The following is a 14,216-nucleotide window of genomic DNA, read 5'->3' as shown; positions in this document are numbered from 1 at the left end:
AGTTAGCAGCCGCAGCTTGGGGCTTTGGTGCTAAGGAAAGGCCATTAGGCTTCTGTAAGCTGTGCTGAGGGGAGTGCTTTTGGCAAATCTGCTAGCGTGCGCTTGGATGGAATGATGTGTAAGGGCGCCGGGTGGAGGCGTGAGTGGGATATATTTTTACAGGTACATTGTATAGATGTTAGAGGTATCGTGGATACCTATTTTATATAGAAGTGAACCAAGTTGAACGGAAAGAAGTGAACAGCAAGCTATGAACAAGAATCGCAGCGGTCATCGCCGCAGCTCTAAGGGCAGCAGGCCCTCTCCCGAGCTTCTGAATCTGCCGGTTGCCAAAAATGATGAGACCGTCATCGACATCATCGGCATGAATCACGATGGGGAGGGGGTTGGACGAGCCGAAGGCTATACTCTTTTTGTGCAGGGTGCGCTGCCGGGGGAAAAGGTCCGCGTGAAGGTGCTCAAGACGAAGAAGCAATACGGCTATGCCAAGCTGCTGGAGCTGGTCGAGGCCAGTCCGGACCGAACCTCGGCACCGTGCCCCATCTATGATCAATGCGGCGGCTGTCAGCTGCAGCATCTGGACTATGCAGCGCAGCTGCAGTGGAAGCGGCAGCTGGTGGTGGACAACCTGGAGCGGATCGGGAAGCTGACGGTGGAAGGCGGCCGGCTGGATGGCGCGCTGAGGGAGCAGAGTGAAACCCTTGCCGGAGATGGAGCGCATAAGCAAGTGGCATACGGCGCAGACATGGCCGCAGCGCGTGAAGCTCGTGACGAGCAGCGTAAAGGCATTATTGTGAAGCCAGCACTTGGCATGAGTGAGCCTTGGCGGTATCGCAATAAATCTCAGGTTCCGATTGGAGTGACGGATGGCGGGCTGGTTGGAGGCTTTTATGCCCGCGGCTCACACCGGATTGTTGATATGGAAGCCTGCCTGATTCAGCACGAGGAGAATGACAAGGTGGTGCAGCGCGTCAAGGACATCGGCCGCAAGCTGGGCATCACCGCCTACGATGAGGAAACCGGACATGGGCTGCTGCGTCATGTGGTGGTGAAGATTGGTTTTTCAACCGGAGAGATGATGATTGTTCTTGTGACGAACGGGAATTCCATTCCACAGCGGGAGAAATGGATTGCAGCGATTCGTGAAGAGCTGCCGGCAGTGGTCAGCATCTGTCACAATGTGAACACGCGGCGAACGAATGTGATTTTTGGAGAAGTGACTTCTGTGTTGTGGGGTCGAGAGGTCATTTACGACTACATTGGAGATGTGAAATTTGCCATATCGGCACGATCTTTTTTCCAGGTGAATCCGGTGCAGACGGAGATTTTATATGGAAAAACGGTAGAGTACGCCGGCTTGACCGGCAACGAGACCGTCATTGATGCCTATTGCGGCATCGGTACGATCTCCCTGTTTCTCGCGCAGCATGCCAAGCAGGTATACGGCGTGGAAATCGTGAAGGAAGCCATCGAGGACGCACGCGCTAACGCGGCGTTAAATCATATGCACCACGTACAATTTGAGGTGGGCGCTTCTGAGGACGTCATTCCGGCCTGGAAAGAGCAGGGCATCGAAGCAGACGTCATCGTCGTCGATCCCCCGCGCAAGGGCTGCGATCCGCGCCTGCTGGATACGATCCTGGAAATGCGGCCGGAGCGGGTGGTGTATGTGAGCTGCAACCCAAGCACCCTGGCGCGGGATTTGCGGATCTTGGAGGACGGCGGCTATCGCACAGTGGAGGTGCAGCCGGTGGATATGTTTCCGCATACGGTGCATGTGGAGTCGGTGGCTTTGTTGGTGAGGAATGTTGTAGAAAACTAATAAACCCCTGGTATTCATAATAAACCCGTGCTAAAAATCGAATGAAGACGTGATAAAATCGGGGAGAGGAAGAATGGAGAAGGGGAAAAACCCAGATCCATCAAGCCGTTCCCCTGTTTTTCTATCAAGACATTATTCAGATTTTAATAAAGTTGTGACAGAAAAAGTTGGGTCAAAAATTGAGAAAAGAACTGTTTTGTAGCACGAGTTTATTTATGAGGGCAACGGTGGAATGCGGGTTTGAGGGCTGTTTTTTATCAAGGGTTTATTTATTCTGAACATAGTAGGGATGGAAATAGGAGAACTCTTTTCTATGGAATAGGGAGAGGAAAAGGAATAATAAGATCGATCTTGAAGTCTAAGTTTAGATTGTGTACATAGAAGTAATCGAACCGAATTGTAAAGCAATAAAAGTTTTACTTGGAAACTTAATAGACGTGCTGGAAAGATTTTTGCCTAATGCTTGTGTAGTAATGTAATTGAACTAATTTAGCTAAATGGTTTTGAAGGGTATCGGGAAAATGAGAACGGAAAAGGAAATATGGCAATTAATATTAAAAGAAGTTGATGAACGAATGTCAGAAAAGCAAAAACATCGAAACAAGCAAAGTGAAGCTCAATAAAAAAGAAGTTTGAATAAAATACAAGATAAACCATGGTGACACCCTAATAGAGCAGGAAGAATTAATTTTTATTGGGGCTATTATTATGGAAAGAAGAATGGGAAAAAATGACTCAAAACAATAAAATAGCTCACCAGAACACCAGTGAGATAATAAATTGGGTAGTATGGAATAAGAACGCCATGTTAGAAAAAGAACAATATTTGATTTGTAATATTCATAGCAATATATCAATAGCAGAGCTCCCTTTTTACGAATTAGGGACGAATCTGCTATACCATGTTGGATTCATTAGGATAATAGTGAACTTTAATGTGACGCATTATGCTCCCATTGAGTTACCTGATAATAATTTACAGAGTGAAAAGGAGATAAACAATCGAAGGTTAGGATTTTCTAACCTTCTTTTTTTGTTATAAGCTCTGTTACGCAGTAATTTCCAAAAAAATAGTAGCATGGAGTATCCTTCCATCATCGGAAATGGTAAAATAGACCTAACTTATATAGGGAGAAACCAAGATGACTATTAATATTGTATTAGCAATTTGCGGCCTTCTTATCATACTGCTTGTCGGTGTCATTTTTTTTGTGAAGCACTTGGCAAATAAACAGCGTGAAGAAGCTGTGGCAGACACGGTGATGACAATTGGCGGTGAGTTGATTGTTACCTCATTTGGTACATTTGACGACAAAGTGTTCGCATTTCTAAACCATACTGAAGTGCAGAATAATATCGTTCAGTTGGTTACCGGAGGTTTACTCTTCATTATTGGACTATTTTTGATGTTTCATGTCAAAAACAAGATGTATATCTTGAATATCAACGGCATGTTTCATGAAAGAAGGATTGAAAATCATCATAAAGATGTAGGTCTAAATCAATTTCAGTTCAAAGAAAAAGAAATTGATTTTGTTCGCCTGTTCAAAAAAGGCGTGAATTTGGAAATAGCTAAAGATATTATCGAAGAGATTGAGCAGAAAACTAATTCATTCAAGCTGGAGAGTAGGGATAAGAAACGCGGATATACAGGTGTCGCATCGATACCGTTTGTCATGATGGCTGGTAAATACTTCGAGCGAGAGCGGATGGATGAATATTTCGAGTACAACAAAATGGAACAAACATACTATCAGCTCGAAAAAAAGCCATTTGGAAAGAACTTCCCCAAGCTAAAGCCAAATGTTCAGGATCCTTTTGCTTCAATTAATGCTGTAAATTGCGATGAAATAGTCGTAGCGGTCAGCCTCACAGCTCCAGTTTTAGATCAGCAGTTGTCACAGTTCACTTGTCCACATATTCACCTTGCGGTTGCTTCACCAAAGGATAACCTCATTGTTTATAAAGAACAGTTGCGAGATTACGTGAAAACAACGTACGAACTTTTAAATGAAGCAAATCAAAAACTGCCGTATCTCAAAAAAATTCACTTTATTGTCTCTGGCCAAAGCTGTTTTGCTTTTGAAATGGGCAAATTGATTGATGACAACCGAATGAAGGCTGTCATCAACTATCAATATAATGCTCAATCAAATCCCCAATATCCATGGGGCATTCATATTAATACTGAGCAAAAAGGCACTTTTGTAAAAACCTAATTTTTAAGAGGTGAAAGCATACACAAGGTAATTACAAATACCACGGAAACAAGAGAAAAATTAGATTGTCCTAATCTTTCTTTTGTTTGGAAAATAAAAGCTTAACATTTTCAATCGGATCAATGAACGGTTATCACACTGGAGAGGACACACAAAAAGGTTTAGAGTTCTACTCGGTGAATCAATCAGAAATACCCGATTTACGACGGATACATCTTTTCTTTGTGGATCTTTAAGTCTATACATTTGGAAGAGTCATCACATCCAGATTGGATTGTGAGATATGGATATACAATCATACCCGAACTGAAACTCCAAAATATTAATGGGAAATTATTTGCCATTAAGTGACAAGCCTATTGAATTAAAAATAAATGGAACGAGGGGTTAGTATGTATAATCTGCAAACTAAATTTAATACGTTTTATCAAACCAAAGTTGTTCTTCCTAAAGACAAAAAAGATGCATTGTTTAACAAAAAAAACATCAATGTTGAGCGGCTCAAAGAGGGTTTAAAGGAGTATAACGAAGAGAATGGAACTGATTACAAATTATCAGAAACCCCTATTGTTCAGGGGAGTGTCGCCATGTCAACCGTTGTACAAAATGAGGATAATGATTATGACATAGATGTAGCCATTGTCTTTGAGAAGAGCAACCTTCCTGGCGGGACTATTGCTACGAAAAATATAATCGTAAATGCCTTGAAAAGAAAGTGTACGGGATTTAAAACTCCACCCGAAGCAAAAACGAATTGTGTCCGTATTGTTTACAAGGAAAACTATCATATTGATTTTGCGATTTATCGTAGATACGTTGACGAAAATGGAGATTATAAATATGAACACTGCGGAAGTGAATGGAGAGAGAGGGATCCGAGATCGATTACAAAGTGGTTTCTTGAACAAAATAAAGAGAAGAATTATAACCTAAGGGAAATTGTTCGACTTATGAAAATGTTCTCGAAATCAAGAACAGGTTGGGTTAATATGCCTGCTGGGCTTATTCAAAGTGTTCTTGCGGATGAGAAGTATCAAGCCTTTGATAGAATTGATGAGCGATTCTACCATACTATGGTTGCTATAAGAGACAGGTTGGCAGATGATAAAGAAGTCTATAATCCTACAGATGCCACGAAAAGCCTTAAACTTGTAAATAGCGACAGTGTAAAGATGGATAATCTCTATAACCGGCTTAATGATAAGCTCGGTAAGTTGGATATATTATTTGAATCCGATTGCACATATAATCAAGCCATCGAAGCTTGGGAAGGGTTCTTTAACCATTCTTATTGGACTGATCAAAAACAAGAAGAACTTGCTCAATTAGCAAAATCCTATACCCAGTTGAATGAGCAACAGATTCTCTACAATTTCCGGGAAACAGAAGAGTATATTCAGACTCTATTTCCTGTGAATCTGAGATATGTAGTTAATCTTGACTGTAAAGTTAAAAAAAATGATAGAATAATTGGTTGGTTAAATGCTATGAGGATGCAACATAAGCCTCTTCTTCCTGGTCACAACTTATATTTTTATGCAGAAACAAATGTCCCTGAGCCTTTTCAAGTATACTGGAAAATAAAAAATCGAGGACCAGTAGCATTAGAACAGGACTGCATTCGAGGACAAATTGAAAGGACAGACAAGTTGATCCATAGTGAACCCACTTCTTTTAGAGGAGATCATTATGTTGAATGCTATGTTATAAAGAGTGGAGAGTGTGTAGCGAAAGCAAGGATAGATGTCCCAATTAAAGTTTAGAGAAATAATAGGTAAGTAGGTATTGAAAGGCTAATGAGCTTTGTTGGCTTAATGTCAACAAAGCTTAATACTACTCTAAACAGTGGGGATTGTACCGCAATTCTACCCTTCGAATGGCAGAACATTATAAATTGAAAAATTACGAATTATCTCTACGAGTGTACTTAAATGTTTTATATCTCGACTAAATTGTACAAATAATATTTGAATTATGGATGGGAAGCCGTATCATGAGGCGAGAGCTTATGATCATAGAGAACCCAATGCGTTCATTGCCCCGGCCTTATAAAACGTATTGTTCTATTATAAGAAAAGCGAGTTCCCTTTAATGAAGTAGAAGTAAAAAATTTGTTTTAGAAGAAGCAACTCATATGTATGCTTCTATAAAAAAAGTTAGCACCTGAAACGGCACGGCAGTCGTTATTGAAAAAGAATCTATTATGGGGAGACAATATCATTTCTTGACTGTCAAAGAAAAAATAGTTACATACGAGATAAAAGCATGTGCAATGCAGGAGAATTGAGGAGTGTCATACGTATTTATATTCTGAAAACGTGTCTTTTCGGGATACTTTTATATTAACTGCGACTATTAGTACTTTTCTGAACCAATACCGCATGTCCGATTTCTTCTTTAAGATTGCATTATGGTTGCTCATTCTGAATAAAGCTCTGATATATCAAACCTAAATAGATTGATATTTATGTCAGGTTAGGAGGTCAACTTATTGAATTTAAACTCTAAAAGAGCTATAACCGCTTTCGGTATCGACATGGGTGCATTTGGAACATCAGAGAAAACGATATTGGTTAGAGCTGATCGAATAGACAGTACAATATATTTAACTGTTTACGAAGAAAATCCCTTGCAAGTAAAGCCCAATTCTTCTGGTAAGCTGGATGAAGTAAAAAAAATAACTAAGACATTCTTTGAAAGTATCAAAAAATCAGGAAAACGATTATTTATCGATGTTCCTATAGACTTGCAAGGACTACCACATTGTATAGATCCTATATATGACTGGCAAACTTATAAGCGACCTGTGGATAGAGCTTTTGAAGGACAAGCACCTTTAGCACGTGATATAGGAACGCATGTTGCTCGCTTTAGCTTTTTGTTTTATCAAAATTATACAAGTAGAGAACGTGAGTCAACACTTGGATCTACAGTTTTTGAAACATATCCAAGGGCAACTTTGCAAAGGTTAGGTCTGAAATATGAAAAATATAAAAGTGATAGAGCCAAAAGATATGTTTCACAAATTTTCTCAAAACGTAATTCCCTCTGGGAAGCAACACCTGGTAATGATAACCCTAATAGTAGGAATTTGCGTTATAACGTTAATATGCTTAGATTAAAACAAATTGGAAAAAAGGTGATTTTAGGGGATGATCAGTTTGATGCGATTATCTGTGCAATTACAGGCGTTTTAGTTCCAATTGCTCCTGTAACCGAAGGTGAGTTAAATGAACTGTTAAAGAAAAAAGGGTATTTTAATAGTGAGCCTTTCAAGGTTGCGGATGGCTATGTGTTGTTATGTCCTAAACATCTAAGTAAAAAAAACAGTATAAAGACTCCATTCTTTAGGGGTATTTCAAATATATATATAAGAACGGAGAGTTCTTGGAGTAATGATTTTTTGCTTGAGAATGCGTGGCAATCAATTAATAGGTTTGATTAATGCCATCGACTGTAACCTACTCCACTTTTGTCTATTACAATGGCTGGAAAGTTACTTAATATACATCGTTTTAAATTAGAAAACTGTAGAGTTTTGGAGGATCTTATGCAGATTGAAAATATTTTAACAGAGTGGTTGATTCATAGGGGAAATGGTAACCAGTTAAGAGGCCTGCTTAATGATAATTCTAATTGTATTTATCATGGTCATTTATTTAGAGCGTATCGCTTAGAAATTGGTGAAATTGAAGGGATTATGCAAGAGTATGCTGACTTCCAAAATGTTTTGAGTAATATTGAGATAAATGAACTTCAAGACGGTAGGACTATATTATTAAGTAACGATGCAAAGGAGAATTTAATCAGAAGCTATATTATAGTGGAAGATAATGAGTGGGTATCTTATTCCAAAAGTATAAATGGTTGTAAAAAATTTATTGAGGAACACGCCGAGCAAAATTCGTTTAAAAAGTTACCAGTAGTATACACAAAAAGTAAACAAATAATTACAGGCATAGATATAGCCAAATTAGGTGAAAAGTACGCAGTAAACCAAAACCTAATAGATGAATACATAAAGCTAGAAGAAATATACGGTCAATCGACTTCGATATATGACATCATTGAGTTTCCAGAAATCTCGGTCTATCTACAAGATGGAATACTACATGTTGAGAAGTAGCCCACTTCAGTATGGAGATGCGTACTACCTTTGTAAACACAAATAATTCCCGTCCAGTTCCCCAATAACTGTCCCTGAATAAAAATAACTGTCCTTAAAAAAGCAAAAGACTGGTAGATGCTCTGACTTTTTCTCAAGCATTTCCCCAGTCTTTTTCTCTTCCTTTTCAAGCCCTTCCTAAGCATTTTCCCAAGCAAAAATCCACGCGTATCAAGGCATTTACCCACTCCTTTACCCGAGCTTCTACTCCGAATTCCCATCCCTAACCCTTGTTTTTCCCTTGCCTTTTCAGCCCTTCAGGGACACTAAATATTATTTGTTTTCGGGCACAGTTGAACCAGTTTCTTTCCAGTTTTCACCCTGTATTCGTGTCGAATCGGGACAATAATTATTATCCCGGAAATCGGGGAGAAGGCTTGGGGGGAGAGGGATGGTAGGGTGTTGTTGAGGGCACATTTGGGAAGAATTATTTCGTTTTTGTTTGTTGCAAAGTGAAAGTGCTCAGTTTTGCAGCGAAATTTGATTCAGCCTAGCAGAACTGGTTTTACATGGAGAGGTGGGCATGATAGGCTGGCTAGCCTCTGCGAAGCCTGTGGCTTCGCCCTTTCGCAAGGAATCATGCCCATAGAGGCTCCATGTCAAACCCACGTATAAAATTACTCTTTGCTGTATTTTGATTCACAACATCATTGCAAAACTCGGCACTTTTCGATTGCCAAAAACACGTTTTTACAAAGTAATAGGTGTTGGCTGGTATTGGGATGAACGGAAGGGATAACGGAAGTTCGCAGTAGAATGCTTACTTTTAAGAACTGAAGAAGGGAAATGAAGGTATGTGTCCGAATATGTGGGAGAATGCATGTACATCGGAATTGTTAAGACGATTGGAGGTTAAATGATGCATCTTCCAAAGGATTATTTAGATGATCTTTTAGTGCGTATAGCACATCATTCTTGTGCAATTGAGAACAACACCATCACACTTAGTGAAACCATTTCTGTTCTTCTATATCGCATGATAACAAACAAAGTATCCGTCCGTGAGTTTTACGAAGTGGAAAACCATCGGTTAGCTTTCAACTATGTTATTGAGAATATCGATCAAGAACTTACAATATCCGTAATTAAAGAGATTCATTCATTATTATTGGATCGAATCCATCATGAACGAGGACGATTCAAATCTCAGGAAAATACGGTAGTAGGAGCGAACTTCCAGACAGTCTCTCCTTCAGACACTTTCTCCCGCATGAATCAATGGCTTCAGAATCTGAACGATCAGATTCAAAAAGCGAAGTCGTCTGATGATATTATTCTTTCGGTTTGTTCCAGCCATATCGAATTTGAGCGAATCCATCCCTATTCGGATGGGAATGGGCGAACAGGAAGATTGCTTATGATGCATGTACTTTTACAAAATCAAATTTTACCGCTTGTAATTCTAAAAGATAATAAGCAAGAATATTATCAGTTTCTTGAAAATCAAGATGCCACAGGATTTGCGGCGTATGCCAAAGCAACCATAGAAAAAGAGCAACAACGATATCACGCATTTATGAATTCACTACCAAGGGAGTAACTCTTTCGTTCAGTCAGGTAGTGCACGAAGAGTTTCTTAATCAGTTTGATGTAATTCTTAATAAGATTAATATTTGGCCGAGCTGGTTTCAGGAGGTAACTCCTGTACTCGTTCGGTTTTTTGCGTTCTCCCAGATTTTGAGCACGCTAAAGAAAATTTAATTCGTTTATTCAGGAGAACAGAGGATAATAAAGTTTCAATGCAGTTACAATGATAACTGTATCATGCCCACATAATTTCTCTTAATGATAGAATTCAAATTAGGGTTCATATACCCCTTACTAAACGAGTGTTCCATCACCATATCGTCTTTACCCTGGTGTGTCACTCATTTAGATTTTGGAGGGATTAGCGTGGAGATAGATAATGAAGAACTTGAAGGTTTTCATCGATCCATCGATATCATTCAATCCAATCTGGAACCTATTCATGCATGTGTCTTCTTAAAGGTGCTGTATCATTACATGCGGAATGCTTCAACCACAATAATATTCCTACTTTAACCAAGGGTATTGGAGCGGATCGAAGAGCGAAATTACGCTGAATACGATCCACTGGTTTACGAGGATCTGAGAAGAGCCTTTAAGATCATGGTGGAGATCGCTCAAGAAAAGGAATTAATAAATGATGAGTTTGAAGATGATTTTCCTGATGGAGTACACACTGTACCAGCATCTAAAGACGGAACCAAAGATTAATGTCAGGGCATTGTTGATTTATTGTCAGGAGGTCGGAAAAAATATCGCTGAGTTGTCGTCGGAGGAACTGGAACCTTTTTTAGACCGTAATCACGATAAATAGGATATGGAGATGCGATTCAACTATGTGTGCGTACACTTTCGGAAAATGCATGGCATTGGGATAGAGAATTGTTATTACAGTCCGTATTAGGTGTATTTGGCAATTGAAAAGTGCCGAGTTTTGCAATGATGTTTTGAATCAAAATACAGCAAAGAGTAATTTTATACGTAGGTTTGACATGGAGCCTCTATGGGCATGATTCCTTGCGAAAGGGCGAAGCCACAGGCTTCGCAGAGGCTAGCAAGCCTATCATGCCCACCTCTCCATGTAAAACCAGTTTTGCTAGGCTGAATCAAATTCAGCTGCAAAACTAAGCACTTTCACTTTGCAATATACAGTATTAGGGACAGGAGTGAAATGTATGGAGATTAACTATTATGGCCATCAGGAAACCATCGCCCAAAATTTGATTTTACTCATGCGTCAAAAGGGGTGTTCAAGACTCTCCTTGTCAAAATTAACAGGTGTTCCTCGACCAGCGATTGATCAACTCTTATTGAGCGGTGGTGAAATTATTAAAGAGTCATCCTATAACACGTATATTTTGTGGATTAATCAGACATTTAATTTGGCGGAGGACTACTTCCTAAAAGAAAAGAGCATGCCTAAATTTTTGCCACAACCCCCTCTTATTAAGTATGAGAGAAGTGAGTTAGCTCAAGAACTCTTAGATGGGTTAGATCAAATTTTAGATATATATTCGATGTATATAAAGTGATTGGAGACTGGGGATGAGTCCGACTGAATGTAAGAAAAGCAATAACAAAATGTATCTGCGGCGAGAACGCCTTCCTGTACTTCATTAATAAATGTGGCCGAATGGGAAAGCATACTATAAACGTTATTGGAGTACCAGTGTATGTATGTTCCGACTGTGGTGAGCAATTCTCAAGAGGGCCCGATAGTATCATATATGCAAAGCGAGTCAGAGAAGCTTTTGAAATGAGAGAAAGGGAGATGCGTTTTTAAGGGGAGGCGAAGCCAAGGGGAAATCAGGTGTTTTAATCTGATTATCTTTGGCTTTTTTCCCCCAAATACTTTAACGTTGGTATTGCGGATTTAGTGAGTGGGAGTGGATAGGGCTGATGAAAGATACGTTGCTTGTAACCCAGATTGATAAGAATAGAAAATCTCAAACGAGGCATTTCAGATTGGAGTATAATGGACGTTCCATTGAAGTGGCCTTGGGATATGTAGCTACAAAAGATGAAGTTCAAGCATCATATTTAACTGGACCTATTGGTAAGGAAAATAGATGGGGAAATCCTACTTTTGTCGAGTTGATCGAGAAATATATAGGTTACAAAGTTCCAGGCAATAGAAAAGACTTTATCCGTAGAATATACTATTCAGCAGGACATTAATGGCCAAGCTATGTTATAAGCTGAAAATATTCTTGCGAGATCACACGTAATGCAGTATATTGTGAATAATTAATAATTTTTAACGTTCGGATTTGTCGGAAGCACCGCAAGTCTCCTTTCTAAGAATAAGGGGATATTGCGGTCTTTTTGCGTTACCGAGACAATTTGGAGGATAAAGATATGAATTGCTGTACGTTTTACTCGATTGAGTCTGAGAAGCTCTTTAGTCACATGAACATTGATATGGGAGGACTCTGCTTGGGTTGTTACATGAAATTACAGGGTTCGTGTGGGGTATGTAGCGAGAGCTTTATGCCAGAGGTAGTCCAGGAAGTAGTCCAGGAAGATGTAACGTATAATATTAGGGCGAAATTTATTAGTATGAGCGAGAAGAAGAATATCATTGTGTGTGATCTGTGTTATGCGGCGATTCAACAGAAGTTTCCGGAAATGATGGCGTGATAAGACAGGGTGGGACAGGGCGATAGGCTTGAATAGTCACATTGAAACACAATCTAAATCACAATTATCAAGTCACAATACTCTAATTACTTACGCAGAAAATTGAAGTAACCTATAATAGAGCTATAGGGAAAAACTGGAGAGGTTTGGGTGGAATATATGATTTTAAAAGATAAGATCATCAATTATCTGAAAGACAAGGATGGCTTGACTGACCGTGAAATTGCAAAGGCGATTTTAGGTGTAAACGAGCCGCAACAGGCTGTTAATCAGGCATGTAGGTCATTAGTTAGCAAAGGAATCATTAAAAGGTTTAACCGAAAAGATGGATTAATTGGTAACTATTTAGTTGCTGAAGGAAGACACGTTGAACCATCTCACGTCACTCAGGAAGAGCATAAGACGGAATTATCCTCGGTGTTTAAAGAAGATAGGCTCAAGCAGATTTTGAAGGATTATCTACATAGGAACGGCTGGGAAACTCAAATAGCATGGGGGAAAACGCCTGGTATTGATATCAATGGGATAAGAGGAACAGAGAGATGGATCATAGAGGTAAAAGGATTAGGTTCATTAAGTGCGATGAATGTGAATTACTTTCTTGGCGTCTTGGCTGAAACACTTCAAAGAATGGATGATCCGAATGCCAAGTATAGTATTGCATTGCCAGATGTAAAGCAGTTCCGTAATCTATGGAATAGACTTCCGTTGTTGGCAAAGAATCGAACTGGAATAACGGCAATATTCATTGATGAACAAGGTAATGTCGATGAAAGTGAAACCAATTCAGGACTGATATGAGAATCAAACAGGATTTAGGGCGATAAACGTTACCAAATACATTTTTTTATCATTGCATAAATAAATTACTATAAAGAATGTTGCAATACTTATGGTTGTGTCTAAACTATCACATCAGCCATCTGTGGTGTATAAAGCGTAATGCCTTTTTTCGTACTTGGTGTAATGCATGATACTCAAAGATTGTTTGCAGTCTTCTTGCGTCCGAGGTTTAATAATCGCCTTCGCTTTGCAATATTCTAATGTTGGTTATTAAGCATCTTTGTGTGGGTCATCTTACTAAAGGTCGTTTGCGTCCACCGCAGATGCTATAAATTCTAATTGAAAAAGGATGGCTTCATTAGGATTGGCACAGTCGCCACGAGAGGATACTCCTGCATGAAAAGAAGGTATTGTTCGTCACTTTATTACGATGACAGTCCAGTGGCGGAATGGTCCAGTAAAGACACTTAGTTACTCTAAATCGAATGGAGTGAATTTTATGAAGATGGATGCCATTTTTGACTCAACAAGAAAGTATAGATACTTACTCTCCCGTGAGTGGGACACTTTATTACCGAGGGTGTTATACGTCATGTTAAATCCGAGCACAGCCAATCATGAGGAGGAGGACCAGACATCTAAACAGTGTTTATATTTCGCTAAAAAGTTTGGCTTTGGGTCATTAGAAGTCGTTAATCTTTATGCCATCAATTTCAACGGATCCAAATCAAATTAAAAATGCGTTTGATCCAATTCGGATTGACAACGACAAATTCATTCCAATAAGGTTATTATTGTAACGACATCCAGTTTTTATTGACCGAATTGCTGTGGTTATCCTATCCTAATAATAAAAGTATGACTTTCTCGGTTGATACAATGACTAAGCGTTTTTGCTTTACGTCAATAGGTTAGGGTAAGGTAATTGGGAGGGTGAGGCAGATGGTAGATGAGATCCAACAGTTAATCGATATTAAGGATAGAAAATCTGCTGTTGAACATCTTGAAAACGCCAATAGAAGGGTAATGCACCAGATTGCATGTCGTTTGATCTATTAAG

Annotated in this window: 12 protein-coding genes and 1 pseudogene; 12 read left to right on the top strand and 1 reads right to left on the bottom strand. The window is 39.4% G+C overall.

The genetic code is table 11. The features are described from left to right. Window positions 1-250: 250 nt before the first annotated feature. The 11 genes from rlmD to JJQ72_RS16835 all read left to right on the top strand — a co-directional run bounded on the left by rlmD (window position 251) and on the right by JJQ72_RS16835 (window position 13,174). Window positions 251-1,822: a 23S rRNA (uracil(1939)-C(5))-methyltransferase RlmD gene (gene rlmD / locus JJQ72_RS16885; RefSeq protein ID WP_208204407.1), complete on the top strand. Its 1,572-nt coding sequence runs from the start codon at window positions 251-253 to the stop codon at window positions 1,820-1,822. Window positions 1,823-1,895: 73 nt separating this feature from the next. Further along, window positions 1,896-2,024 carry a hypothetical protein gene (locus JJQ72_RS20680; protein ID WP_279591742.1) on the top strand — a complete coding sequence of 43 codons (129 nt, stop codon included), beginning with the start codon at window positions 1,896-1,898 and terminating at the stop codon, window positions 2,022-2,024. A gap of 940 nt (window positions 2,025-2,964) precedes the next feature. Next, on the top strand, window positions 2,965-4,041 hold the full coding sequence (locus tag JJQ72_RS16880) for an SAVED domain-containing protein (protein WP_208204406.1): 1,077 nt from the start codon (window positions 2,965-2,967) through the stop codon (window positions 4,039-4,041). Between the two features lie 392 nt (window positions 4,042-4,433). Beyond that, entirely contained in the window at window positions 4,434-5,804 is a 1,371-nt protein-coding gene (locus JJQ72_RS16875; RefSeq protein WP_208204405.1) for a nucleotide-binding domain-containing protein, read from the top strand. Window positions 5,805-6,532: 728 nt separating this feature from the next. Next, window positions 6,533-7,486 carry a DUF429 domain-containing protein gene (locus JJQ72_RS16870; RefSeq protein ID WP_208204404.1) on the top strand — a complete coding sequence of 318 codons (954 nt, stop codon included), beginning with the start codon at window positions 6,533-6,535 and terminating at the stop codon, window positions 7,484-7,486. Between the two features lie 105 nt (window positions 7,487-7,591). Further along, window positions 7,592-8,167 (top strand): hypothetical protein, encoded by a 576-nt coding sequence (locus JJQ72_RS16865; RefSeq protein WP_208204403.1) that lies wholly within the window; start codon window positions 7,592-7,594, stop codon window positions 8,165-8,167. An 895-nt stretch (window positions 8,168-9,062) separates the two neighbouring features. Further along, entirely contained in the window at window positions 9,063-9,746 is a 684-nt protein-coding gene (locus tag JJQ72_RS16860) for a Fic family protein (protein ID WP_208204402.1), read from the top strand. Between the two features lie 1,162 nt (window positions 9,747-10,908). Beyond that, window positions 10,909-11,265 (top strand): hypothetical protein, encoded by a 357-nt coding sequence (locus JJQ72_RS16850; RefSeq protein WP_208204401.1) that lies wholly within the window; start codon window positions 10,909-10,911, stop codon window positions 11,263-11,265. Between the two features lie 101 nt (window positions 11,266-11,366). Continuing rightward, window positions 11,367-11,516: a YgiT-type zinc finger protein gene (locus JJQ72_RS20925; RefSeq protein WP_208204400.1), complete on the top strand. Its 150-nt coding sequence runs from the start codon at window positions 11,367-11,369 to the stop codon at window positions 11,514-11,516. A gap of 116 nt (window positions 11,517-11,632) precedes the next feature. Further along, entirely contained in the window at window positions 11,633-11,911 is a 279-nt protein-coding gene (locus tag JJQ72_RS16840; protein WP_208204399.1) for a hypothetical protein, read from the top strand. Window positions 11,912-12,532: 621 nt separating this feature from the next. Continuing rightward, window positions 12,533-13,174, top strand: a complete 642-nt coding sequence (locus JJQ72_RS16835; RefSeq protein WP_208204436.1) for a MarR family transcriptional regulator — start codon at window positions 12,533-12,535, stop codon at window positions 13,172-13,174. 479 nt (window positions 13,175-13,653) lie between these two features. Here JJQ72_RS16835 and JJQ72_RS20920 read toward each other — a convergent pair whose 3' ends face one another. Next, on the bottom strand, window positions 13,654-13,743 hold the full coding sequence (locus tag JJQ72_RS20920; protein ID WP_481856866.1) for a DUF723 domain-containing protein: 90 nt from the start codon (window positions 13,741-13,743) through the stop codon (window positions 13,654-13,656). Between JJQ72_RS20920 and JJQ72_RS20915 the strand changes: the two are divergent. After that, a pseudogene (locus JJQ72_RS20915) lies at window positions 13,707-13,892 on the top strand (DUF1643 domain-containing protein); the annotation flags it as partial. The gene JJQ72_RS20920 and the pseudogene JJQ72_RS20915 overlap by 37 nt on opposite strands. Window positions 13,893-14,216: the final 324 nt, after the last annotated feature.

Source organism: Paenibacillus sp. F411 (assembly GCF_017582705.1).
Taxonomy (GTDB): Bacteria; Bacillota; Bacilli; order Paenibacillales; family Paenibacillaceae; genus Paenibacillus_AQ; species Paenibacillus_AQ algicola.
This window is presented reverse-complemented; position numbering and strand designations above follow the sequence as displayed.